The following is a 24,485-nucleotide window of genomic DNA, read 5'->3' on the forward strand; positions in this document are numbered from 1 at the left end:
GTAGGGACGGTGTGGAGGGGTCCTCGGTTGCCCACCGGCCGGGTCGGCTTGGTCACGCCGGGCCGTTGGACCGCCGCGCGCCGCCCGGGTGGGGCCTACTTCGCCCGCGCGTCCTCCAGGCCCGGGCGTTCGAACTGGGTGCGGTGCAGCTCCTCGTAGCGGCCCCCCGCCGCCAGCAGCTCGGTGTGCGTCCCGCGTTCGACGATCCGGCCGTCCTCGACGACCAGGATCAGGTCGGCGGCCCGTACGGTCGACAGGCGGTGGGCGATCACCACGGCGGTACGTCCCTCCAGCGCCTCGGCCAGGGCCTCCTGCACGGCGGCCTCCGACGTGGAGTCGAGGTGGGCGGTCGCCTCGTCGAGGATGACGACGCGCTGGCGCGCCAGCAGCAGGCGGGCGATGGTGAGGCGTTGCCGCTCGCCGCCGGAGAGCCGGTAGCCGCGTTCGCCGACGATCGTGTCCAGGCCGTCGGGCAGGGAGGCCACGAGGCCGTCCAGACGGGAGCGGCGCAGGGCGTCCCAGATGTCGTCCTCGGTGGCGTCGGGCCGGGCGAGGAGCAGGTTGGCGCGTACGGATTCGTGGAAGAGGTGCCCGTCCTGGGTCACCATGCCGAGGGTCTCGCGGACCGAGTCGGCGCTCAGGTCGCGTACGTCGACGCCGTTCAGCCGTACGGATCCCGAGTCGGCGTCGTACAACCGCGGCAGGAGCTGCGCGATCGTGGACTTTCCGGCGCCGGAGGAACCGACGAGGGCCACCATGTGGCCGGGTTCGGCCCGGAACGAGATCTCGTGCAGGACCTGGGTGCCGCCGCGCGAGTCGAGCGTCGCGACGTCCTCCAGAGAAGCGAGGGAGACCTTGTCGGCGGACGGGTAGCCGAACGAGACCCGGTCGAACTCCACCGACACCGGCCCGTCCGGCACCCGCCGGGCGTCCGGCTTCTCGGCGATCAGCGGGCGCAGGTCCAGGATCTCGAAGACCCGCTCGAAGCTCACCAGGGCGCTCATCACCTCGACGCGCGCGCCGGCGAGCGCGGTGAGCGGGGCGTAGAGCCGGGTGAGGAGCAGCGCGAGAGCGACGACGGCTCCGGGGTCGAGGCTGCCGCGCAGGGCGTAGAAGCCGCCGAGTCCGTAGACGAGGGCCAGCGCCAGTGCGGAGACCAGGGTGAGCGCGGTGATGAACGTGGACTGCGCCATGGCGGTACGGATGCCGATGTCGCGCACGCGGCGGGCGCGGGCGGCGAATTCGGCGGACTCGTCGGCCGGACGGCCGAAGAGCTTGACGAGGGTCGCGCCGGGGGCGGAGAAACGTTCGGTCATCTGGGTCCCCATGGCCGCGTTGTGGTGGGCTGCCTCGCGCTGGAGCGTCGCCATGCGCACGCCCATCCGGCGGGCGGGCACGACGAACACCGGCAGCAGCGCGAGGGCCAGCAGGGTGATCTGCCAGGAGATGCTGAGCATGACGGCGAGGGTCAGCAGCAGGGTGACGAGGTTGGACACCACGCCGGAGAGGGTGTTGCTGAAGGCGCGCTGGGCGCCGATGACGTCGTTGTTGAGACGGCTGACGAGCGCACCGGTCCTGGTACGGGTGAAGAAGGCGACGGGCATCCGCTGGACGTGGTCGAAGACCGCCGTGCGGAGGTCGAGGATCAGCCCCTCCCCGAGGGTGGCCGACAGCCGGCGGGTCAGCAGGCCCAGCCCAGCCTCCGCGACGGCGATGACCGCGATGAGCAGGGCGAGCCGGGTGACCGTCGTCTCCTCGCGGCCTCGGACGATCGCGTCGACGACGCTTCCGGCGAGCACCGGCGTGGCCACCGCGAGGAGGGCGGTCACCACGCTGAGCAGCAGGAAGCGGTACAGCTGCCGGTGATGCGGCCGGGCGAACCGGCCGATGCGGCGCAGGGTGGTCCGGGAGACGGGCCTGCGGTCCTGACTGGCGTTGATCGCGTTGTGCAGCGATGTCCAAGCGGTGACTTCCATGTCCATGGGCATGACGCTAGGACCTCAAGCGGACTTGAGGTCAATTCGGTCCTCTCGGGCTCCCCCGTACGCGGTGGTGACGGACCGTCCGCGCAGAAGTGCGCACGCGCGATGAGAACAACACGCGTCCCGTGCGTATCAAGAGGCGGACGCGTCCCCCGGGTGCCCATCGGCAACCGGCTCCGTACCCCTACAGGAGGCGGCGAGTTGAGTCACAGGCGAATAACCAAGCGAAAGGCCGTTCTGGCGGGAGCGGGGGCGGTCGGCATTGCCGCGGCCGCCGTCCTGCTTCCGCAGGCCTACGCCGGGCAGGAAGGGGCCCGGTCCGACGCGTCGGCCCCCCGGAAGATGAGCGCGGCCTCCGCGGCGGAGCTGCTCCAGCAACTCGGCGAGCAGCTCGGCGAGTCCTACGGCGGCGCGTACTACGACGCCGGCAAGCAGCAGCTCGTCGTGAACGTCGTGGGCGACAACAACGCCATCGACGTCCAGGTCAAGAAGGCCGGCGCGGTGCCGCGGAGCGTCGACAACAGCGCGAGTGAGCTGAGCGCTGCCAAGAGCACGCTGTCCCGCGAGGCCACCGTTGCGGGCACGTCGTGGGCCATCGACCCGAGAAACAACCAGGTCCTCGTCACGGCCGACCGAACGGTCACCGGTGAGCGCTGGGACAGGCTCGAAGCGGCGGTGAAGGACCTCGGCCCCGGCATGGCGCGGATCCAGAAGTCCGAGGGCGAGTTCAAGACGTTCCTCGAAGGCGGCGACGCCATTTTCGGCGGCGGCGCGCGCTGCTCACTCGGATTCAACGTGACGACGCAGGACGGCAGTCCCGGATTCCTGACCGCCGGGCACTGCGGTGTGGCGGCCGAACAGTGGTCGGAGGAGGCCGGTGGCGCGCCGGTCGGCACCGTCCAGGAAGCGGTGTTCCCCGGCGCGGGCGACTTCGCGCTCGTGACGTACGACGACCCCGCCACCGAGGCCCCGAGCGAGGTCGACACCGGCGACGGGCAGACGGTGGCGATCGCCCGGGCCGCCGACGCGGCGGTGGGTCAGGACGTCATCCGGATGGGCAGTACGACGGGCCTCAGTGACGGCCAGGTCACCGGCCTCGACGCCACGGTGAACTACCCGGAGGGCACGGTGACGGGCCTCGTCCAGACCAACGTCTGCGCCGAGCCCGGTGACAGCGGTGGCGCGCTCTTCACCGCCGACGGCAGCGCGATCGGGCTCACGTCCGGCGGCAGCGGGGACTGCACGGCGGGCGGCGAGACGTTCTTCCAGCCGGTCACCACGGCGCTCGCAGCGGTCGGCGCCCGGATCGGTGACGGCTCGGGCGACGGCGCCGGCGACGACAACGGCGCGAACGGGGCCCAGGAGAACGGCGGAGCCGGGGGCGACGCGGGTGCCGACGACGGTGCCGGTGCGCAGGACGGCGGCGGCGTCGCGGAAGACAACGGCGGCGCGCAGGCCAACGCCGGTGCGAACGCCGGTGCCGACGCCGGTCCGGACGCCGGCAACCAGGGCGGCGCGGACGACACCGGCGCGGGCGGAGCCGGCGAGGCCGGCGGCGACGCGCAGGGCGAAGCGGCCGGCGACGACGGCGGCGCGCACAACTGAGGGAAGCGTCAGCCCAGGTCAGGTACGGTCCGCCGCGACGCCCGGGGGCGTCGCGGCGGACAGCCCGGCGCCCCCGGCAGCGGCGTCATGCGGAGGCCGCGATGACCTTGCGGACGTTCTCCAGGCTTCCGCACCCCTCCTTGAGCAGCCGCTCCCGTTCGCGGGCGAACGCCTCTCCCAGCTCCGCCCGCCGCTCGTCCGCGACGAGCTCCCTGGCGTGGTTGAGGAGCGTGCGTTCCTCCTCGTCCAGATGGTGGGTGATGGCCTCGGACAGCTCCTCCAGCTTCTCGTCCCAGTCCTCCGACCCCACCTCTGAGACCTCCAGCAGCGCCGCCAGAGCCTTGTTGCCCTCGGTGTGTTCCTCCTCGCCGTGGTCGACCTCTTCGTTGTCGACCTTCCGGTATCGACGCAGGGCGGGGTAGACCTCGGCCTCCTCGGCCTCACCGTGTGCGATCAGCAGGTCCGCGAACTCCCTGAGCGCGGCGGCCCGGTCCTCCTCCACGCTGCGCATCGCGCGGAAGAGGTCCTCCATCCGCCGGTGGTCCTGGGTGATCAGCTCTACCACGTCGGTCACGTCGCCTCCTGGGTTGTGCGAGTACGTAGACCCATCCCCTTCCCCGCAATCGGCACGTCACCCAGGGCTCCGCGCGCCTCCCGCGTCCGTACCCGCTCACACCTTCGCGGGGACCGGCCGCCGGAGCAGGTAGAGGGCCGCGGTGGAGACCAGGACGGCCATGCAGGCGATGAACACCAGCCCGGCGCCTTCCAGACCGACCGGGTCCGCCAGTACGCCGACACCGATCACCGGTACGGAGATCCCCGTGTACGCCACCACGAACAGGGTCGAGATCACCGCCGCGCGCCCGTCGGCGGGCGACGCCCCGGCCACCGCCGACAGCGCCCCCCGGAACGCCAGGCCCTGACCGGCCCCGCCCACCACGGCGCTCAGCACGACCAGCGCCAGCAGGTCCCAGTACAACGCCCCCGCCAGCAGCGCCAGCCCGGCGAAGAGTCCCGCGCAGCCCAGCGGCAGCGACCGGCCCGTCCCGACCCGGTCCACCGCCAGCTGCCCGCCGACCGAGGCGAAGAAGGCCAGCGCGACGACGAGCCCGCTCACGGCGTGGTCGGTCACGTGCAGGGACTGCGCGAGGAACGCCGGACTGACCGACGTGAACACCCCGAACAGGGCGAACCCCACGAACGAGGCGATGGCCGCCGGCACGAACACCGCCCGCACCTCGGCGGGCAGGCCCGGCCGCTGGGGCCGTACGGCGCTCAGCGGTCGCCGCTCGCGTACGGTCTCCGGAAGCCGCAGCAGGACGGCGGCCGAGACCGCCACCAGGGCGAGGTGCACGACGAACGGCAGGTGCAGCGGCCAGGGGGCGTACTGCGCGAGGACGCCGGCGAGCAGCGGGCCGCAGCCCAGCCCGCCCATGTTGGCGGCCGTCGCCACGAAGGTGGCGCGGGAGGCGCCCCGGTACGGCGCCGACTCCATCACGTACGCCGAGGCGGCCCCGGTGAACAGGCCGGCGGACAGACCCGACAGCAGCCGCCCCACGTACAGCCATTCCAGCCCGGTGGCGCACAGGAAACAGGCGGCGCTCGCCGCCGCGAAGGCCAGGCCGGCCAGCAGCACCGGTCGCCTGCCCACGGTGTCCGAGGCGTTGCCCGCGAGCAGTAGCACGCCGATGACCCCGAAGGCGTAGACGGCGTAGACGACGGTCACCGTCAGCTCGGAGAACCCGAACTTCTGCTGGTAGAGGCCGTAGAGGGGGGTCGGCAGCGTGGTGCCGGCCATGCACACGGCGAACACCGCCCCGCCGAGCACGCACCGGCGCCACCCTCGGCGCTCTTCGTCCATGTCCCGAAGGTAAGCCCCGCCCGCGCCCCGGTACGGCCGCAAGGTGCCCGGCGCGCCGCCGGGCGCCCGCCGCGTGCGTCCCCCCGTGTGCGGGCCACCGGACGTGCCACCGCGTGGCCGGCCCGCTGAGGAAGCGTGGGCGATCGTTCATACGGAGGAGTGAGGGCGACGATCTCCGGGCCTGCGGACGGGTCCGGCGCACTAGCTTGGGCCGACGGCAGGGCCGACACCGGGGCGGCACGTCGGCTTACCCTGGGGGGCTCGCATGGCGCCGGAGGCGGCTTCCCGCCGGCAGCGTATGCGGTACCGGTTCGACAACCTGGTGGCGCGCGGCACCGCAGCCCTGATCGGCTGGCTCGCCCTGGTCTGCCTGCTCGTCGTCATCCCGGCCAGCGTGGTGCTGGTGTGGGCGGACCGCCATCCGCCCGCCACTCTCTCCGGCCGGCTCGCCGCCGTGTGGGCGAGCGTGGGGCAGACGCTGAAGATCGGCGGCGCGGTCGGTTCGCCGGTCTACGTGCTGGCGTCGGTGTCGCTCGCGCTGGTCGCCCTGCTGTTCGTGTCGACGCTGGTCAGCCTGATCACGACGGGGATCAACCAACGGATCATGGCGCTGCGGCTGGGGCACTCCACCGTCATGGAGGAGGGGCACACCGTCGTACTGGGATGGGGCGACCAGATCTTCCCCGTGGTCACGGAACTGGTGGCGGCCAACGCCAACCAGCGCGGGGCGGCCATCGCCGTCCTCGCCCCCAGGGACAAGGTGGAGATGGAGGAAGAGATCTCCACCCACCTGCCGCGCACCGGCTCCACCCGGATCATCTGCCGAAACGGCCGCACCACCGACCCCGCCGACCTGGCCAGGGTCAGCCCGTGGACGGCGAAGGCCGTGCTGATCCTCCCGCCGAGCGGGGACGACGGTGACTCCCGCGTGGTGAAGACCCTGCTCGCGCTCAACTCCCCCGCCTCCGCCGCGGGCGGCGCCGTGGTGGTCGCGGCGGTCCGCGAGGCCGGCAACCATGTCGCGGCCACACTGGCCGCCCCGCCCGGCGGACACGTGCTGAACATCGACGACATCGTCGCCCGGCTGCTCGTCCAGACCTCCCGCCGGCCCGGCCTCTCCCTCGTGTACCAGGAACTGCTCGACTTCGACGGCGACGAGTTCTACACCGTCGCCGCTCCCGCGCTCACCGGCCTTACGTTCGGCGAGGCGCTCCTGTCGTTCACCGCGTCCTCGGTGGTCGGTCTCCTGAGTGACCAGGGCACCGTCGCTCTCAACCCGGACCCCGGCACCCTCATCGGTGCCACCGACCGGATCGTCGTCATCTCCCGGGACGACGACACCGCCACGGTCGCGGACACCCCGCCGGCCGTCGACGAGGACGCGATCGTCCCGGCCGGCTCCACGGCGGCCCGTCCCGAGCGCCTGCTGCTCCTGGGCTGGAACCGCCGAGCGGCGCTGATCGTCGACCAACTGGACCAGTACGTGAGCCCGGGAACGACCCTGGACGTCGTGGCGCTCGGCGACGGCCCGACCATGCGCGGCGCGTACGACCTCGCGGGAGCGAGGCGGCACCTCGAAGTCACCGTGCACCGCGGTGACATCACCGACCCGCGGACCCTGGCCGCGCTGGACGTGCCGTCGTACGACAGCGTGATCGTCATCGGCGACAAGGGCCCGGGTACGGAGGCGGAGGCGGAGGCGGACGACAGGACGCTGGTCGCACTGCTGCACCTGAGGGCCGTCGAGGAGGCCGCGCGCCGGGAACTCTCCCTCACCACGGAACTGTCCGACGACCGCAACCGGCTGCTCGCGCCCGTCCGGGAGGGCGCCGACTTCATCGTGAGCAGCCGGCTCATCAGCCAGCTGATGACACAGATCTCGGAAAGCCGCCACCTGGCCGACGTCTTCGACGAGCTGTTCAACGCCGAGGGACACGAGATCTACCTCAGAGCCGCCGGGCAGTACGTGCTGCCCGGCCGCCACGTCACGTTCGCCACGGTCGTCGCGTCCGCTCGTCGCCGGCAGGAGTGCGCCATCGGATACCGGGTGCAGGCCCGGTCGGCAATCGGCCCCGACTACGGCGTACGGATCAACCCGGACAAGCACCAGCGGGTGCGGTTCGCCGCCGGAGACCGGGTGATCGTACTGGCGCGATGACCGGCGCGGCGGGCCCGGTCCCCGCCGCGCTCCGGGTGCGCGCCGGGGGACGGCGGATCAGATTCCCGGTATGACCGGCATCAGGAGAACCCCAGGTCCGGAGCGTGCCGGGACGGCGAATCAGTGTCCCTGGCGCTCGCGGCGATGCTGTTCGCCGTGTCGATGACGTTCATCGACCAGACCATTGTGAGCATCGCCGCGCCCAGCATCGTCGACGAGCTGTCCCTGTCGTCGTCCGGCATGCAATGGGTGGTCAACGCCTACCTGCTCTCCCTCGCCGTGGTCATCGCGGTCTTCCCGGTGGACAGGCGCGGCCGGGCCCTCGCTCTGCTCTTCGGGCTGTCCGGAGCCCTCACCGCTGTCGGCCCGCCGGCATGGGGCTGAGCGTGCTCGGCCTGCAACAGGCGTCGGCCTGGGGGTGGAGCAGCCCCGCCACCTGGGGCTGTGTTGTCGGCGGGCTGCTCGTCCTGGCCCTGTTCTGCCGGTACGAGCTCACGGTGCGCCACCCCCTGGTCCAGCTGCGGGTGTTCCGTGACAAGGCGTTCACGGCGGACACCCTCGTGCTGTTCTTCGCGATGACGGCCTTCGTCCCGGTCTTCTTCTTCGCCTCGGTGTACGCCCAGGTGTCGCTGAGCGCGTCGCCCGACCAGGCCGCGCTGTTCCTCCTCTACTTCTTCATCGGGTTCGGTCTGGCGTCCCAGTGGGGCGGGCGGATCCTTGACAGGCGCGGGGCCCGTCCGGCCATGAAGATCGGCACGGCGCTGGGCGCCGCGGGGTTCGCGCTCTGGGCGCACAAGATGACGGACCTCTCGATGCACGACCAGTGGCCGTATGCCGCGATGGCGGGCGCGGGCATCGGGCTCCTGCTGGCGCCCGCCTCCACCGATGCCGTCAACCGGTCCATCGGCGCCTCGTACGGCGAGGTCACCGGCATCACGCAGACCGTCCGCAACTTCGCGGCGAGTGTGGGCCTGGCCGTGTTCGGCACGGTTCTGGCCCACGTCACGACCGAACGGGTGGGGGAAACCCTCCGTTCCAGGGGCGTCCCCGAGGACGCCTCGCGGGACGCGGCCCCGTGACATCGCGGAAGCGGTCTCCGGTAACCCGGACACCCGGCCCGCCACCCTCCCCCGGCACCTTCACCTGAAGGACCGCCCTGGCCGGGGGCGAACCCCGGACGTCAGCCCGCGTCCGGCCGTTCGCCCGGCGGGACGCGACGGACGCGGGCGAGCAGCAGGACCGTGTCGTCGGCGGGCGGGTCGGGCAGGAGGGTCGCGAGGATCCGGTCCGCGATCGCTTCCAGCGGTTCGGGGGCACGCCCCAGTTCGGCGCGCAGGGCGTCCAGGCCGGCTTCGATGTCCCGGCCGCGTGCCTCGACGAGGCCGTCGGTGTACAGGGCCAGGACGGCGTCCTCGGGGAGTTCGACCTCGATCGCCGTGTACGGGAAGCCGCCGACGCCGAGCGGGACGCCCACATTGCCGTCGATGGTCTCGACCCTGCCGTCCGGGTGGAGCAGGAGGGGCGGCGGGTGACCGGCGCAGGCGACGCGGGCGCGGCCGGTCTCCGGGTCGTACACCAGGCACAGGCACGTCGCCAGCTCGATGCCGGCCTCGTGGGCGCACTCGTCGAGCCGGGTCAGCAGCTGGTCCGGTTCGGGGGCGTAGCGGGCCAGCGCCTTGGTGGTGATCCGGAGCCGGCCCATGGACGCGGCGGCCGGGACGCCGTGCCCCATGACGTCTCCCACGACGAGGGCGACCAGGCCGCCGGGCAGGTCGATCACGTCGTACCAGTCGCCCCCGACCTCTGTGATCTTGCTGCCGGGTACGTACCGGTGGGCCGCCTCCACGTACGGGCTGGTCGCCAGCGCGCTGGGGAGCAGGGCGCGCTGGAGCGTGAGCGCGATGTCCGTCACCCGGCTGTAGAGGCGTGCGTTGTCCAGGCAGATCGCGGCGCGTGAGGCGAGCTCACCGGCGAGGCTCAGATCGTCCTGGGTGAAGGCCGGCCGGGCGGCGGACCGGCCGAACATGGCGATGCCCTGGACCGTGTCCCTGGCGATGAGCGGGGCGATGACGATGCAGGCCAGTCCGCTCTCGGCCAGCAGCCGGGCACGCGACTCCAGGGGAACGGTCCTGGCCACGAACTCCGCGTCCACGTCGGCCGAGATGGGGCGGCCCGTGCGCAGCATGTCGTGGATGACGGAGCCGGCGGGGTAGGTCACCGTGTCCACCCCGCCCACGAGCTCCGGCGCCGGGGGCGGCAGGACGGTGCCCGAGGCGATGCGCCGGGTGACCAGCGGCAGGTCCGGGTCGATCCGCTCGGTCTCGTCCCTCCACTCGACGACCTCCACGACCACGCCGTCACAGAAGTCGGGCATCGCCGTGTCGACCAGTTCCCGCGCCGTGCGGCCCACGTCGAGGGTGGTGCCGATCCGGGAGGCCGCCCGGTCGAGCAGGGCGAGCCGCCTGCGCCCCGCGGTGGCTTCCAGGATGGCCTGCTCCCGGTCGGTCACGTCCACCATCAGGCCGCCCACCCCGGGCCGCGTACCGGCCGCCTGGCTCAGCGGGAAGAAGCTCACCGACCGCACCTGGTCGCGGTCCGGATGCCCCGCGGTGCGCAGACCGACCAGCGCCCCCACGACGGGCCGCCCGCCCCCGGCGACGGCGCGGAGCATCCGGGCGTACGCGCCCGCGTCGGACGTGATCATGACCTCGTCGGTACGCCGTCCGAGGTGCGCCTCGATGGGCAGGCCGTCCATGTCGGCGAGCGCCTGGTTGAGGTGGACGTAGCGCAGCTCCGGATCGAGCATGACCAGGCCGATGGGGCAGGTCTCGAAGAGCGCGTCGAGGAAGGCGAGGTTGGTCTTCACACGGTCGAGCTCGTCACTGCGGCTCGCCAGCCCCATCACCACCGAACCGGCTCCGGCCCCGGCGACCGGGAAGACCCGGAAGCCGCACGCGAAGGCCGTACCGTCGCGGTGCCGCGCCGTCAGTCCGGCCCGCCAGTACCCCTCGGCCCGGCCGCGCTCCAGCATCCGCTCGCACGACGCGGAGACGCCGCCCGACTCGTCGGCGAACAGGAGGGCGCCCGGCTTCGACAGGACGGCGGCGGGTTCGTATCCGAACAGGTCCCGTGCGCCGGGCCCCCAGTGGCACACCAGACCGTCGTCGTCGATGCCGAAGACGGCCACGGAAACGTGTTCGAGCAACGTCCCCGGCTCGGACCGGAAGGGACCGTGCGTCCGCTCGCCCCCCGGGCGGTCCGATGGCACGAGACGCCCCCTTCCACCGCCGCGGCCCCCTTGAGGGCGCGCTCGCGGCTCACCCGCGGCCGGTCATCACAAATCTAGGGTCCCCCGCGGGCACCCGCCACTTCGCGACGAGGGCCCTGCGCCGGGCCGCCGGCGCAGCGCCACGCCGGGCGGCACATGCGGGGGCGCGGCTGAAACGTCGTACCCCCGGTGGAGCCATCGGGGGGAAACGCGGTGGCACACGGCTCGCGGAACCGGTGCGGGGCCGAAGTCTGGCCAGGCTCGCACCATGACGACAGACAAGTCCGCACCGCACGCGCGCCACGAGATCCGCCTGGCCCTGGTCATGAACGGTGGGGGTGAGCCTCGCCGTCTGGATGGGCGGAGTGACCCACGAGCTCGATCGGCTGTGTCGCGCGTCCCAACGGGCCGGGCATCCCCGCCCGCGGGCCGGGGAAGAACAGCGGGAGGACGACCCCGTCCAGGAGATCCGGGGCGAGGTGCTCGCCGCGGCCGGTGCCCAGGTGACCATCGACGTCGTATCGGGGACGTCCGCCGGCGGGCTGAACGGGATGCTGCTCGCGACGGCGATCGCGCGGGGCAGGGACCTGCCGTCGCCGCGCGTGACACGTGGGAGGTCCGCCGCGCTGGACCGGCTGCTCGAAGCGCCGTCGAGGACGAGTGTCTTCAACGGTGAGGTGTTCACGCGCGACGCGCTGGAGGCCATCAACGCGATCGAGCGGTCCGACGCACGCCCGTCGACCTGTTCGTGACCGCGACCGCTCTGGACGGCCGCGACCTTCCCCACAGCGACAGTTTCGGCAACCCCTTCGACATCGCGGACCACCGCCGGCTCTACCGGTTCCGCTACGGGACCCGGTTCGGCTACGAACAGCGGGACGACACCAGGTGGGAGTTCACCTCGGAGGAGCCCGACGACTTCTCCGCGGCCTGCACGGACGTACTGGCCCTGGCGGCCCGGGCTTCCGCCGGCTTCCCGGCGAATTGCGTGATGGGCGGGGGCGTGCTCAACAGCGCCCCGTTCGAGCCGGTGCAGGAGGCCATCACCGGCCGGGGGGGGTGGTGGACAGTCCCATCCGGCGCGTACGCGTCTACCGATCAGCGAGGCACTCGACGAGCAGTTGCAGACCCGGGTCGGAACGGCGGGTGACGACAGCAACGAGACACTGGCGACGCTGCTGGACGAGCTGTACGAGGACCTCGACGTGCCCGCGATGCTGGGCACGACGCCATGGGGCCGCTGTTCAACGTGGACAGCTTCGCCGAGCTGGGCGACCGCAAGCTCTACGGTCTGCGTCTCAAGCACTTCGGGGCCTTCTTCGACGCCCAGTGGCGCAGGTCCGACTTCGTCTGGGGGCGCCTCGACGCCGCCCACCACCTGCTGTCCCTCTTCAACCGGCTGACGTCGGAGCAACGGGAGAGCCTCGAGGAGCGGCTCCACTGGGCCATTCTCCGAGCGGAGGCCCCCGCCGAGGGCGGGGAGGCGGACGGGGAAGCCGAGGAGAAGGCCAGGGCACTGCGATGGACGAAACGCCAGCTCGCCCATCTGAAGAAGTCGGACAGCGACATCCTGAACCGTGTCGCCCGGTCCGACGACGGCCAGGGGAGCATGCGCCGCCTGGTGGAGGCGGTACTGCGGCTGCTCTCGGCCACGCCCCCTCCGGGCAAGGACGACGGCCGGGTGAAGCGCGTCTGGCGCACCACCGTGAACGTCGGTCGCACGGTCTTCGCCGGCACGGTCCCCTCCGAGCCGCAGCCCCGTCTCAGGACGAAGCTGTTGCGCGCCGTCACGTTCCATCTGCGTGCGAACGCGCGCAGGGCCCGCGCCGGGGACCCTCGGCAGCTGCCTTCCGCCGTGTGGGCGTCCGCCAAGCGCACGGTGGGCTGCCTCGCCGTCGCGGCGGCGTTGGTCCTGGTGGGCACGAGCGTACTGATCACGTGGCTGGTGGCGTCCTGACGTGCGGTACGTCGCCGAGGAACAGCGACCGGCGGCGTTGGCGGGTCCGCCCCGCCGCGGAGGACGGCGGGGGCGGACCGGTCGGAGTGGACGCAGTACGCGACCTAGCGGACGGTCCGTCACGGGTGGTCGCTCAGGACGCGTGCGGGCCCACGTCCGCCGCCGTGAGGGGGCGGCGCACGGGAGCGAGCGTCCCGTACTCGTCGGCGCCGATGTCGCGGGCGCTGCCGCGCGCGTGGCCGTCGATGTCCTCGGCCACGGACGCGCCGGTGAACGTCGCCGCGCCGATCGCCGGGCTGCCGGCCGCGAGCCGGAACACGCCGTCGGACCTCTGCTGGAGTCGGGGGTCGGTCCTGACGTAGCCGCCTGCGGGCAGGTTGCCGTTGGGCGCCGCCCCCCACAGGATGTTGCTCTGCCAGGTGAAGCCGGTGGTCTTCCCCATCGCGACGAGGCTGCCCGCGTCGCCGACGAGCAGGTTGTCGGCGACGACGACGTCCCGGGGTTCGTGGTCGCGGGTCTCGCCGGACAGGGTACGGGCATTGCCGACCAGGGTGTTGTGCACGATCACCGCACGGTCGCACGCGTCGTTGCCGCGCCTCTGCTCGGCCGTCTCGCCCGCGTGGTGGTCGCGGACGGTGCCGCTGCCGATCGTCAGGGCCCGGCCGGTCAGCCCGCCGAGGTAGTTGTTGACCACGAGGTGGTCGTTGCCGTACAGGCGCAGACCGTCGGTACCGCCGAGCAGGTAATTGCCGTCCACCGTGGAGCGGTTGCCGTGGCGCAGCACGATGCCGCCGAGGCTGTCGCGGATCGTGTTGTACCGGATCGTGTTGTCGGAGGACTTCACCGAGATGGTCTCGGGGTCTCCGTCGCACCGCTCGAACAGGTTGTACTCCACGACCGCGTGGGCGCTGGACAGTGCCCGGCTGCTGACCCCGAGCCGGATCGGCTCGCCGCCGTTGGCGCCGGCGAAGCGGTGGTCGGAGAAGTGGTTCTTGAAGACGTGCAGACGCTGGGCGACGGCGGTCGAGCCGGGGCCGTCGACGACCACGAAGATGCCCTCGGTCGTCTTCTCGTGGAAGTGGTTGCGGTCGATCTTGGCGTCGTCGCCCCGCACGACGACCCAGTCGAGACCGCTGATGTCCGCGAACCGGAAGTCGTTGCGGGTCAGCCGGATGCGGGAGCAACTCGCCGGGATCTCCAGGGTGGTGCGCTGCCGGAAGGAGAAGCCACTGACCGTGATGTCGCTCGACTCGGCGAACACGAAGCCGCGCTCGCCCTGGAGCACCGCGCCGCCGCGGGCTTCCGCCGTGATGGTGATCGGCTGGGTGGTGCTGCCCTTCTTGCCGAAGACGCTGATGGCGCCTCCCGCCGGAACGGTGTACGTGCCGTTGGCGAGCACGATCCGATCGCCCGGCGCCGCCCGGTCGATCGCGTCCTGGAGGCCGTCCAGGGAAGTGACCCTCGCCTCGCCCGCCGACGCGCCGGCCGGCAGCCCGGCGGCGAACGCCGCGCCCAGCAGGGTTCCGGTGAGAAATGTACGTCGTTGCACAGCGCCTCCTGTGAGGAGCGGATGGGGCCCGGTGCCGACGGCCGTAGCGGCACACGCCCGTGTGCGGGTACGGCGTCCCGGACACCGGGCCCGGGGACTGTTGGTTGGCGAGCACGCACACCCGCCCGGTCGGGGCAGGCGTACGCAGCTCTAGAAGTCGTCGGCGCCGTCGCGCAGCTCGTGCGTCCAGTAGCCGGTCTTCGCGGCAGCGTCGTCAACCGCGATGCCGCCCTTGGGCGCGGGGACGGTCTTGCTGCCTTCGGCCGGGCCGTCGGCGGCGAAGAGGTTGACGTAGAAGGAGGTGACGACGCGGTTGTTGTCGTCGACGCCGCCCTGGTTGACGCGTACGGCCGCGTACGCCGGCGCACCGGCGTTCAGCACGACGGGGGCGGCGGGCCTGCTCTTGGCCACGGGCGGGACGTCCTTGGCGGTCTGCGGTACGTCGCCGAACGCGATCACCGGGTACTGGAGCAGCGTGCAGGCGTGGCCCGAGACGTTCACGGCGGTCAGCGTGAGGTGCGTGGTCGGTACGCCGTCCTGCTTGGCCGCGGAGATCCTCACGTCGTCGACGGCGCAGGCCGGGGCTTTGGCGGCGCCCTTGGTCCTGGCCTTGTGCCGGGAACCGGCCTTGGCCTTGCCCCGCGCCTTGTGCCGGGAACCGGCCTGCGTGGCGGAGCCGGTGGAGCCGGACGCGCTCGAACCGGAAGTCCCCGTGCCGGAGGTGCCCGAACCGGACGTGCCGGTGCCGGCAGCGGCCTCGCCTCCGGTGGCCGCGTCCTCCTTCCCCCCATCACTGCCGCCGGCGGACGTGTCGACCGAGACGGACTCGGCGGCACCGTGGTCCTTCGTGCTGTCACCTGCGCCGCACGCGGTGAGCGTCAGGCCGAGGGCGGCCACGGCGGACGCGGCGAGTGTGGCAGGACGGTGGATGAAGGTACGCATGTGGTGCTCCCCGTGATGATGCGGTCGGTGCGGTTGCTGTGGTCGACGCCAGATGCGGGCACCTGGTCTGCTCACAGCTTCGGTTCCCGCGCTGCCGTTCCGCTGACGTACCACTGACGTACCGCTGACGCTCCCTTGCGATCGCCGCGAGCCAGAGTCCCGGGTGTGCGCGGCCAGTTCGCCCCGGGCCCGGACCTGCTCGGCCCTCGGAGGGTCCGGCAGCTCCGGTCTCATCTCCTCGCGTGTGCGGCCTTGTTCCGCCACTGGCGTCACGACCGCGCGAAGTCGTCACGCGGACATGTCTTCCGGACCGCATCCCCCCGATTTGCGCGTTGTAATGAACTTGTAATGCCCACGCTCATCTTTGGTATGCGCGGAGCCCGTACGCTCCGTAAGCCTCGCTCGAAACAGCTGCATCAGCTGCCACGTGAGGCGACACACTCATCACTCCCTGCCCCCCGTGGGGTGGCTCAGCCAGAACGGGCGGCAGGAAGCACAGCAAGCAAGTGGGGAATTTGATGTCCACCGACGTCCGCACGTCCGCGCCCGCCGGCGCTCCTGCCAGCCCGGTTGTCACCTGGCTGCTCACCCTGGTGACCTTCGGCATCTACTGGCTCGTCTGGTACTACAAGGTCAACAAGCAGGTGAAGGCGATCGACCCGACCATCGAGGTCAACCCCGGCATGGCGGTCGTAGCCCTCACGCTCGGCTCGTTCCTGATCGTCCCGCCGTTCGTCTCCATCGTGAAGACCGGCTCCCGCATCGCCCAGGCGCAGCGCGCCGCCGGCGTGACGGCCGACTGCTCCGGCGGTGTCGGCCTGCTGCTCGCCTTCGTCTTCGGTCTGACCCCGCTCTACTACCAGAGCAAGCTCAACACGGTGTGGGCCGACCGCGCCTGATGCACCGCCAGGGAAGGGGGCGGGGAGAGCGACGCGCTCTCCCCGCCCCCTTCCCGCGTTCAGGCACCCAGTGCCCCTGCGACTCCCGCTCCGGTTCCTCGGGGCCGAACTCCTCGCTCAGCCGGTCGAGCCGGCGGAACAACTCCGCCGGTCCTCCCGGCGAGATGAACGCACAGGGGCCGCCGGCACATCGGGCGCCGGCCGCCCGGTCGGCGGGCAGTGGTCACCACTGGGCCGGGACGCCGACCGGCATCAGGACCGCGTGGTGCTCGCGCCAGGCGATCGCGGCGCCCGGTGCCAGCCGCAGGTCCGGCATCCTGGCGAGCACGGCGTGCAGCGCGGCCTCGGTCTGCGCCTGGTTGAGGGCGGCTCCCGGGCAGTAGTGCTTTCCCTGCCCGAAGCGGAGATGGGGCGCGGCGTTGCGGTCGATGTCGAGGCGTTCCGGCTCGGGGTAGACCGCCGGGTCGCGGTTGGCGGCGTCCCTGGAGATCATCACGAGTTCCCCGGCGCGCACGCGGACGTGGCCGAGGGTGACGTCTTCGAGGGCGATGCGTGTGATGGAGTCACCGAGCAGCGGCGCCCACCGGTACATCTCGGCGACCATGCGCGGCACCAGGTCGGGGCTGGTCCGCAGGCGCTGCGCGAGGGCCGGGTCCCGGGCGAGGGCCAAGCAGCAGGCCGCGAGGAACGCCGAGGGGTTGGCGAGGCCGGAGAAGGCCAGCATGTGGGCGATCCCCGTGAGTTCGTCGGGGGCGAGCGGGCGGGAGGAACGCTCGTTGAGCCGCACCAGGTGGGGCAGGAGGCCCGGCGGTTTCAGGTCGTTCATCCATGTCTGGAACACGGCGAGGGACTGCGGCCACGCGGTGGGCAGGTGTGCGTCGGCGAGCGGTCCGACGGCCATCAGCCCGAACCAGCCGCCGAGTTCGGCGACCGCCTCCTCCGGCAGCCCCAGCAGCTCGCCGGTCACGCGTGCGGCCCAGGGCAGCGCGAAGTCCTCGACCAGGTCGCCGCAGTCGCCCCGCCGGATCATGGCGTCGAGGAGGTCGTCGGCGACAGCCCTTACGCGGTCCAGGGACACGTACGGCTGGCGCGGACTCAAGCCCCGGATCACTTCGTCGCGCAGTCCCGCCCGCCGGAGCATCGTCATGGTGCCCACGACGGCCAGGGGCGGCGCTCCGTTCTCCTCCTGGGGCATGGCCGGGTCGCTGACGGCGCTGCGGCTCAGGCGCGGGTCCTTGAGCGCCTCACGCGCCAGGGCGTACCCGGTGACCAGCCATCCGGGGTCGCCGGCGTTGGTCACGACCCGGGTGACGGGCGCCTGGAGCAGGAACCGTTCGAGGGCCGGTGCGAGGGCGTCTCCGCTGAATCCGAAGGGGTAGTGGGGGAGCGATCCGCGCGGGGTGCGGGGTCCAGCCCGAAGCGGTCGAAGGCGGCCTCCACGCGTCGCCGGGCGTGTGTGCTGGAGCGTGCGCGGACGGGGCAGTGGATCACGGCGTCGGTGTGGTGCACGAGCCGGTCCAGCAGGAACGCCCCGACGAAGCCGCTGGCGCCGGTGAGCAGCACGTGCCGGGGCCGGTCGGGCCGGGGGGCGGGTCCGGTGGCCTGCGGAAACGCGAAGCCCAGCTCGGCCTCCCGTGCGAAGTCGGTCCCCGACACCGTGCCGCGAGGAGCCGGGATGCCCTGATGGGCGGTGCGTCCGGCGTCGGTGAAGGCGGCGAAGGTGGGGTCGTCGAGCAGGCAGCGGGTGAGTCCGCTGCTGTGCTCGGCGTCGAGATCGAGGGCGCCGAGGGTCCGGGCGACCGCTTCCGCGGCGAGGAGCGAGTCGCCGCCGAGGTGGAAGAAGCTGTCCTCAGGATGGGGCCGTACACGCAGCACGACACACCAGATCTCCGCGAGCAGCGCCTCGATCGCCGTGGTCGCGGCCGGCGTGCCGGCGGTGGTGTGCGCGCCGGGAAGCGGCCGCCCGGGCGTCGTGCCGGCGGGTACGGTCGGGGCCGCCCGGACCGTCCGCGCTGTGGCGGACTTGAGCAGCGCCTGACGGTCGACCTTGCCGGACGCGGTGACCGGGAGGCGGTCGGGCGCGATCAGGCGGGGTACGGCCTGGGCGGGCAGCCACTGGGCGCAGTACTGCCTGAATTCGTCCAGCGGCAGCGTGTCGCCGGGGCGGAGCGGGGTGACCCAGGCGAGGAGTGTCTCGCCTGCGGCGTCGAGTTCGACGACCGCTTCCCCGACCCGGGGGTGGGTGCGCAGTCTGGCTTCGATCTCGTCCGGTTCGATGCGGTGGCCGCGCAGTTTCACCTGCCGGTCCATACGGCCCAGGCAGTGCAGCACTCCGTCGGCGTCCCGGACGGCGCGGTCGCCGGTGCGGTACAGGCGCTCACCCGAGGGGCACGGTCCCGGGACGAACCGGCGGGCGGTGAGTTCGGGGTCGCCGAGGTACTCCAGCGCGAGCCCGTCCCCGCCCACGGCGAGTTCGCCTTCCTCCCCCGCCGGCGTCTCGGTGCCGTCCCGGCGCAAGACGTAGCAGGTGGAGGCTCCGAGGGGGCGGCCGATCGGGACGGCGGCGGGGCGGCCGGCGGGGGTCAGCCGGTGGTAGGTGGAGGCCACGGAGTTCTCGGTGGGGCCGTAGAAGTTCACCACCGTGGTGGCGGGGCAGGCGCGTTGGACGACGCGGGCCAGGTCCGGGTCCATCGCCTCACCGCCCGCGGACAGGAAGCGCAGGCCACTGAGGGCCTGTGGCCGGGAGCGCGCCATGTGGTGGAAGACGCTGGTGGTCAGGTAGGCGACCGTCACCCCGCCCAGCTTGAGGCGTTGTTCGAGACCGGGGCCGGACAGCAGGTCCTCGCGGTCGACGAGTTCGAGCCGGGCACCGGTGAGCAGGCCGGCCCAGATCTCGATGGTGGAGGCGTCCGACGAGAGTCCGTACGCGTGCAGGACCACGTCGCCGGGTCCGGGCGGGGGCAGGTCCGGCTCGGACAGGATGAGGCGGACGACGCCGCGGTGCGGCAGGGCCACCGGTTTGGGCCGACCGGTCGATCCCGAGGTGAACATCACGTAGGCGCGGTCGGTGGGGCCGCCGGGTAAGCCCCGGGGCGCGGGCAGCCGGGCAGCGGTCGTCCGGCCTCGCACGGTCCCACCGGAGTCGTACGGGAGGCCGAGATCGACCCGGGTCCGGGACGCCCACGTGCACTTCCCCCCGGCGCCTTCCTGCCCCGGTCGGCACGGGACCCGACCACGCGCCGGGGCCGGTCACACCGGCGAGTGAATGACGAAACGCTTTTCCACCTGTTCGACCGAGCGCGCGTCGGTGGCAGACATCAGGCGTGAAACCGGCGCGCGCACCGGCGTTGCACGACTCGACACGGCACGCGTGTCAGCGCCTGGGCACCGCACCGCGCGCGCGAGTGTGCGCCTGGCGGCACGCGGAGCCACGCCAGGCGCACGGCAGGAGCCGACCGTCACCGCAGGTTGGCGCCGTACACGTTGTCGACCGTCATGGTGATCAGAACGCGTCGGTCGGACACCATGACCGACCGGTACTCGTCCCAGTCCGGGTGCTCCCCGGCGGCGATGCGGTAGTAGTCCACCAGCGCCTGCACCTCGGGACCGTCCGGGTCGGTGCCCGGCCCGACGAGCGTGACGGTGCCCTCGGCGGTGGCCCACTCCCGGCCGTCCGGGCCGGTCACCTCCAGCGCGGCGCGCGGGTCGCGCCGCAGGTTGGCCACCTTGGCCGTCCGCACGGTCGTCGACACCCGGATGACACCGGCGTCCCGGTCGTAAGCCGGCAACACCGGGGAAAGCTGGGGCCGGCCGTCGGCCTTGATCGTCGCGAGTACGCCGAGCCGGCTGCGCGCGAGCAGCGCGTGCGGGTCGAAATCCGTGTCTGCCATGTCGGCCCCAACCTCGTTCCTTGCGCCCTGTATTCCGCGCCGGACGGCGCGCCGGGGTGTGACCGGCCGGGCGGCTCCTCAAGGACAGGGCACGATGGTACGGCCGCAACGATTGTCGCAGCGCCTGTGGTTGCCCGCAGGTCCAAGGAGTCCCGTACATGATCAGTGACAGCGCACACGAGAACGCGCCCGGCTCGTCCGTCACGTTCTGACGGACCACCGGGGCGGGCGGCACATGAGGTGGTGCTGTGCGCGTCGTGCGGCAACGAGCCGCGCCACTCCCGGTTTTCGAAAGTGGGTGCGGGTACCGCCGGTAACAGTGGTCGAGCTCCATTTCCGGGCGAATGGAGATCACTCGCGCGCCTTGTTTCCCATGAGTCACTTGTGCGAGGGTGAACTTCCTCACCAGAGGCATTGGTCCAATCCATTCACCCCGCTCAGGAATTCCGCACCGGTCGACCTCATTAGTGCCTCACCGAGGAATTGGCCGGCGCCGGGCTGCCTTTTTCCGAGCGGAAACGCTGCGTTCCCGTCTGGCGCCCTGGAAGGAATTGGTACGTGTACACCCCCCACCCCCCTCGGCCGTCGTACCCCCCTCGCCCCGGTGCGGCTCCCCAGGAGTCCGACGAGAGCCTGGCCGCCCAAGCGGCGGGCCGTGCGCAGGGCGATGCCGCCCGCCCTCTCGCGCTGCTGCTCGCACGGCACTGGCAGCCGACGTACGACTACGCGGCCATCTGCCTCGGCACCTCGGGACATGCCGCCTCGATGGCGGCCGCGGCGACGTTCCGTCAGGTGCTGGAGCGCCTTCGGCAACGGGATGCGGGCGACGCGCTGCGCCCGCGGCTCCTGGTGGCCGTACGGGAAACCGTCACGGCGTGGTCCGGCGACGACCACGTGTCCGGGTTGCTGCCGGAACTGAGGAAGTCGGCCGGGGCACGCGGCATGCGGGCGGCCGCCCAGGCCGATGCGTCGCACCGCGCGCTCGCCGAGCGGTCGTTCCAGGCGCTCCCGGGATCCGCCCAGTGCCTGCTGTGGCACACCGAGGTCGAAGCCGAGCCCATATCCGTACCGGCCGGTCTGCTGGCCATGGACACCGGAAGCGCGACGGCCACACTGGAACAGGCGCGGGAACAGTTCCGGGCGGGCTGCGTACGGGCCCACAGGGACCTCGCGCCGGCCGCCGAATGCCGCTTCTACAACCGCCTGCTCGACATACCGATCCGTCGCGGCGGCGCCTTGCTGCCCGACGTGCGCGAGCACGTCCTGGAGTGCCGCTACTGCCGGCACGCCGCCGAGCAACTCGCGCTCTGCACCACCGGCTTGGGCGTCCTGCTGAGCGAGGCGGTACTGGGGTGGGGCGCCCGGCGCTACCTGGAATCGCGGCCGGGCCGGGGTACGCGGGGGGCGCGACCGGGTCTCGTACCCGGCCAGGCCGGCCGTCGCCCGGAGGGCGGACGCCACCGCCTGCTGTCCCGGACGAACGCGCCGGACGTGCGCCGCACTCCGTCGCGGATGCCTTCGATGTCCGTGATCGCCGGGGCCGGGCTCGCCTCGGCAGCCGTGCTCTCGGCCGTCCTCGTCACCACGCTCTCGTCGGACGAGGGCCGTGGCGCCGGGCCGGCGGCCTCCCCGGGGGCGACCGGCAGCCAAGCGAGCCCCCCGGCCGTGCCGCCACCGGCCACCTCCGCGGGCTTCCCCGGGGTCTTCGGCCACGCCCGGCTCCGGAACGCCGGGACGGACCTGTGCCTCGACGTCCGGGGCGGCGATGCGCGGTCCGGCGCGGGTACGACGATGAGCGGCTGCTCCGCCGGGAAGAACCAGCAGTGGTCGTACGGAACCGACGGTCTGCTGCGGAGCCTCGCGGACCCGCAACTGTGCCTCGACTCCCGAGCGGACGACGGCGCGGTCACCCTCGCCCGGTGCGTGGGCGCCAAGGCGGCGGACTTCCGCGGCCTGCGCTACGACCTGACCGTCCAGGGCCAACTGCTCCCCCAGCGGCGCGAAGGGCTCGCGGTCGTACCCGCGTCCCCGGAGAAGGGGGCGGACGTGGTGGTCAAGATCCGCGACGGCTCCGTGGAGCAGAAGTGGGTTCTCGACGCGTCGACGGCCGCGCCCGAATCCCGGCCGGACACCGGCACAGGCGCTCCGTCGGCGAAGTCCGCGTCGGACGTGCCACCGGAACGTGCGCGTGAGAAGGCCGAGCCGTGGGAGCGGAAAGCCGGGTAAAGGGGGCATGGGCAGCCTCTCTCCTGGCGTGTGACGAGGGAGCTCGGTGGGAAGTGCGGAAAACCAGTGGGAGCGCTCCCAAAGTTGCTCGGTGACAGAGGAGTGTCAAGAGCCGCAGCACGAATCGGCGTCGCCCGAACCAATTCCGCAGCGTGTTTTCAGAAAACTTGCGACCCATTCTGTTGCCCTGAGCAACTCAGTGCTAGCTTCCAGAACACCAGTGGGAGCGATTCCGTCAGTTGATCCCGACCGACAAGGACTCGCTCATGCGACACACCATGACGCGCCGCACCACCCCGCCTTCCGCACGGCACACCGCCCTGATCACGGCCTGCGCCGTGATCGCGGCGGCCGGCGGCACCGCGGCAGCCCTGACCACCCCGGCCGGCGCCGCCGCTGCCGGCTGCACCGTCGACTACAAGGTCACCAACCAGTGGAGCACCGGTTTCGGAGCCGCCGTCACCGTCACCAACACCGGTGACCCGGTGAACGGCTGGAAGCTGGAGTGGTCCTACGCCGGCGGCCAGCGGGTCACTCAGGGCTGGAACGCCGAGATCACCCAGGCCGGCGCCGCCGTCACCGCCAAGAACGTCTCGTACAACGGCACTCTGGCCACCGGAGCCTCCACCGGCTTCGGCTTCAACGCCTCGTACAGCGGCAGCAACGCCTTACCCACGGCGTTCAAGCTGAACGGCGTGACCTGCAACGCCGGTCCGACCGACCCGACCGATCCCACCGACCCCCCGGACCCGACCGACCCGCCCGGTGGCCGTGTGGACAACCCGTACGCCGGCGCCAAGGTGTACGTGAACCCCGAGTGGTCCGCCAAGGCCGCGGCCGAGCCCGGCGGCAGCCGCATCGCCGGGCAGCCGACCGGTGTCTGGCTGGACAGGACGGCCGCCGTCGCGGGTGGCAACGGCACCATGGGGCTGCGCGCTCACCTCGACGAGGCCCTGAGGCAGAAGGGCGCCGGCGAACTCGTGGTCCAGTTGGTCATCTACAACCTGCCCGGCCGCGACTGCGCGGCGCTCGCCTCCAACGGGGAGCTCGGCCCGACCGAGATCGACGCGTACAAGACGCAGTACATCAATCCGATCGCCGCCATACTCGGCGACCCGAAGTACGCCGGCCTGCGGATCGTGACCACCGTCGAGATCGACTCGCTGCCGAACCTGGTCACCAACGTCACGCCCCGGGCGACCGCCACCCCCAACTGCGACACCATGAAGGCCAACGGCAACTACATCAAGGGCGTCGGGTACGCGCTGAACAAGCTGGGAGCGGTCCCCACCGTCTACAACTACGTGGACGCCGGCCACCACGGATGGCTCGGCTGGGACGACAACTTCGGGGCCTCCGCCGAACTCTTCAAGCAGGCCGCGACCGCCGAGGGCTCCAGCCTCGCCAAGGTGCACGGCTTCATCGTCAACACCGCCAACTACAGCGCGCTGAAGGAGGATCACTTCACCATCGACGACAGTGTGAACGGGACGTCCGTGCGGCAGTCGAAGTGGGTGGACTGGAACCGGTACACCGACGAGCTGTCGTACGCCCAGGCCATGCGGGCCAAGCTCGTCTCGCTCGGCTTCGACTCCGGCCTCGGCATGCTGATCGACACCTCCCGCAACGGCTGGGGCGGGACGGCGAGGCCCTCCGCCCCCGGAGCGCGGACCAGCGTCGACACCTTTGTCGACGGCGGCCGCTACGACCGGCGCATCCACCTCGGCAACTGGTGCAACCAGGCGGGCGCGGGCCTCGGTGAGCGGCCCCGCTCGGCACCGGCGGCGGGCATCGACGCGTACGTCTGGATGAAGCCGCCGGGCGAGTCCGACGGGTCGAGCAAGGCGATCCCCAACGACGAGGGCAAGGGCTTCGACCGGATGTGCGACCCGACGTACACCGGCAACCCCCGGAACAACAACAACATGTCGGGCGCGCTGGGGAACGCCCCCGTCTCCGGCCACTGGTTCTCGGCCCAGTTCCAGGAGCTCATGAAGAACGCCCACCCGGCGCTGTAGCCCACGACCGGCGCGGCGCGCGATCCCGCCCGGTGACACGCGCCGCGAGACCGGCGGCAGCTGAGGTACGCCGTGCGTCGAAGGACCCCGGTGCCGTGCGGCACCGGGGTCCCGGGGGTTGCAACACCAT

At 72.2% G+C, this 24,485-nt stretch carries 17 protein-coding genes and 1 pseudogene; 9 read left to right on the forward strand and 9 right to left on the reverse strand.

All coding sequences use genetic code 11. The features are described 5' to 3' along the window. Positions 1–95: 95 nt before the first annotated feature. On the reverse strand, positions 96–1,982 hold the full coding sequence (locus IE185_RS09290; protein WP_138896570.1) for an ABC transporter ATP-binding protein: 1,887 nt from the start codon (positions 1,980–1,982) through the stop codon (positions 96–98). Positions 1,983–2,183: 201 nt separating this feature from the next. On the opposite strand from IE185_RS09290, the gene IE185_RS09295 reads away from it, so the two are divergent. Further along, positions 2,184–3,587 (forward strand): S1 family peptidase, encoded by a 1,404-nt coding sequence (locus IE185_RS09295; protein WP_189714974.1) that lies wholly within the window; start codon positions 2,184–2,186, stop codon positions 3,585–3,587. A gap of 85 nt (positions 3,588–3,672) precedes the next feature. On the opposite strand, the gene IE185_RS09300 is transcribed toward IE185_RS09295, so the two are convergent. After that, positions 3,673–4,152: a hemerythrin domain-containing protein gene (locus tag IE185_RS09300; RefSeq protein ID WP_373303705.1), complete on the reverse strand. Its 480-nt coding sequence runs from the start codon at positions 4,150–4,152 to the stop codon at positions 3,673–3,675. Positions 4,153–4,257: 105 nt separating this feature from the next. Further along, entirely contained in the window at positions 4,258–5,448 is a 1,191-nt protein-coding gene (locus IE185_RS09305; RefSeq protein WP_189714976.1) for an MFS transporter, read from the reverse strand. 265 nt (positions 5,449–5,713) lie between these two features. Here IE185_RS09305 and IE185_RS09310 point away from each other — a divergent pair, with 265 nt between their 5' ends. Together IE185_RS09310 and IE185_RS09315 are read left to right on the forward strand one after the other, a co-directional pair. Then, on the forward strand, positions 5,714–7,606 hold the full coding sequence (locus IE185_RS09310) for a CASTOR/POLLUX-related putative ion channel (protein WP_138898648.1): 1,893 nt from the start codon (positions 5,714–5,716) through the stop codon (positions 7,604–7,606). 144 nt (positions 7,607–7,750) lie between these two features. Beyond that, positions 7,751–8,722: pseudogene (locus IE185_RS09315) on the forward strand (MFS transporter); the annotation flags it as partial. 64 nt (positions 8,723–8,786) lie between these two features. On the opposite strand, the gene IE185_RS09320 reads toward IE185_RS09315, so the two are convergent. Continuing rightward, the gene (locus IE185_RS09320; RefSeq protein ID WP_138897015.1) at positions 8,787–10,874 is read right to left on the reverse strand and encodes a SpoIIE family protein phosphatase; all 2,088 of its coding nucleotides are present in this window, start codon (positions 10,872–10,874) and stop codon (positions 8,787–8,789) included. Positions 10,875–11,212: 338 nt separating this feature from the next. On the opposite strand from IE185_RS09320, the gene IE185_RS09325 reads away from it, so the two are divergent. The 3 genes from IE185_RS09325 (at position 11,213) to IE185_RS09335 (ending at position 12,831) form a co-directional block, all read left to right on the forward strand. Then, entirely contained in the window at positions 11,213–11,626 is a 414-nt protein-coding gene (locus tag IE185_RS09325) for a patatin-like phospholipase family protein (RefSeq protein ID WP_138897016.1), read from the forward strand. Next, the gene (locus IE185_RS09330) at positions 11,623–12,024 is read left to right on the forward strand and encodes a hypothetical protein (RefSeq protein ID WP_138897017.1); all 402 of its coding nucleotides are present in this window, start codon (positions 11,623–11,625) and stop codon (positions 12,022–12,024) included. Before IE185_RS09325 ends, IE185_RS09330 begins: the two co-directional genes overlap by 4 nt. An 81-nt stretch (positions 12,025–12,105) precedes the next feature. Next, positions 12,106–12,831 (forward strand): DUF3376 domain-containing protein, encoded by a 726-nt coding sequence (locus IE185_RS09335; RefSeq protein WP_138897018.1) that lies wholly within the window; start codon positions 12,106–12,108, stop codon positions 12,829–12,831. Positions 12,832–12,964: 133 nt separating this feature from the next. Here the strand turns inward: IE185_RS09335 and IE185_RS09340 are convergent, their stop codons facing one another. Further along, the gene (locus IE185_RS09340) at positions 12,965–14,380 is read right to left on the reverse strand and encodes a polysaccharide lyase 6 family protein (protein ID WP_138897019.1); all 1,416 of its coding nucleotides are present in this window, start codon (positions 14,378–14,380) and stop codon (positions 12,965–12,967) included. Between the two features lie 150 nt (positions 14,381–14,530). Then, on the reverse strand, positions 14,531–15,322 hold the full coding sequence (locus tag IE185_RS09345; RefSeq protein ID WP_138897020.1) for a DUF4232 domain-containing protein: 792 nt from the start codon (positions 15,320–15,322) through the stop codon (positions 14,531–14,533). Positions 15,323–15,840: 518 nt separating this feature from the next. Here IE185_RS09345 and IE185_RS09350 point away from each other — a divergent pair. Then, positions 15,841–16,221, forward strand: a complete 381-nt coding sequence (locus tag IE185_RS09350; RefSeq protein ID WP_138897021.1) for a DUF4234 domain-containing protein — start codon at positions 15,841–15,843, stop codon at positions 16,219–16,221. 223 nt (positions 16,222–16,444) lie between these two features. On the opposite strand, the gene IE185_RS09355 is transcribed toward IE185_RS09350, so the two are convergent. From IE185_RS09355 to IE185_RS09365, 3 genes are all read right to left on the reverse strand, one after another. Next, positions 16,445–17,521, reverse strand: coding sequence for a cytochrome P450 (locus IE185_RS09355; RefSeq protein ID WP_189714978.1), 1,077 nt, complete (start codon positions 17,519–17,521; stop codon positions 16,445–16,447). Next, positions 17,518–19,350 carry a non-ribosomal peptide synthetase gene (locus IE185_RS09360; protein WP_229843417.1) on the reverse strand — a complete coding sequence of 611 codons (1,833 nt, stop codon included), beginning with the start codon at positions 19,348–19,350 and terminating at the stop codon, positions 17,518–17,520. Before IE185_RS09360 ends, IE185_RS09355 begins: the two co-directional genes overlap by 4 nt. Before the next feature lie 329 nt (positions 19,351–19,679). Continuing rightward, positions 19,680–20,111 carry a PPOX class F420-dependent oxidoreductase gene (locus tag IE185_RS09365; protein ID WP_138899418.1) on the reverse strand — a complete coding sequence of 144 codons (432 nt, stop codon included), beginning with the start codon at positions 20,109–20,111 and terminating at the stop codon, positions 19,680–19,682. A gap of 558 nt (positions 20,112–20,669) precedes the next feature. On the opposite strand from IE185_RS09365, the gene IE185_RS09370 reads away from it, so the two are divergent. After that, the gene (locus tag IE185_RS09370; RefSeq protein ID WP_189714980.1) at positions 20,670–22,337 is read left to right on the forward strand and encodes an RICIN domain-containing protein; all 1,668 of its coding nucleotides are present in this window, start codon (positions 20,670–20,672) and stop codon (positions 22,335–22,337) included. Between the two features lie 278 nt (positions 22,338–22,615). Beyond that, positions 22,616–24,355 carry a glycoside hydrolase family 6 protein gene (locus IE185_RS09375; protein WP_189715039.1) on the forward strand — a complete coding sequence of 580 codons (1,740 nt, stop codon included), beginning with the start codon at positions 22,616–22,618 and terminating at the stop codon, positions 24,353–24,355. The last annotated feature ends 130 nt before the right edge of the window (positions 24,356–24,485 follow it).

Source organism: Streptomyces chryseus, from assembly GCF_014650755.1.
In the GTDB taxonomy this organism is placed as follows: Bacteria; Actinomycetota; Actinomycetes; order Streptomycetales; family Streptomycetaceae; genus Streptomyces; species Streptomyces chryseus.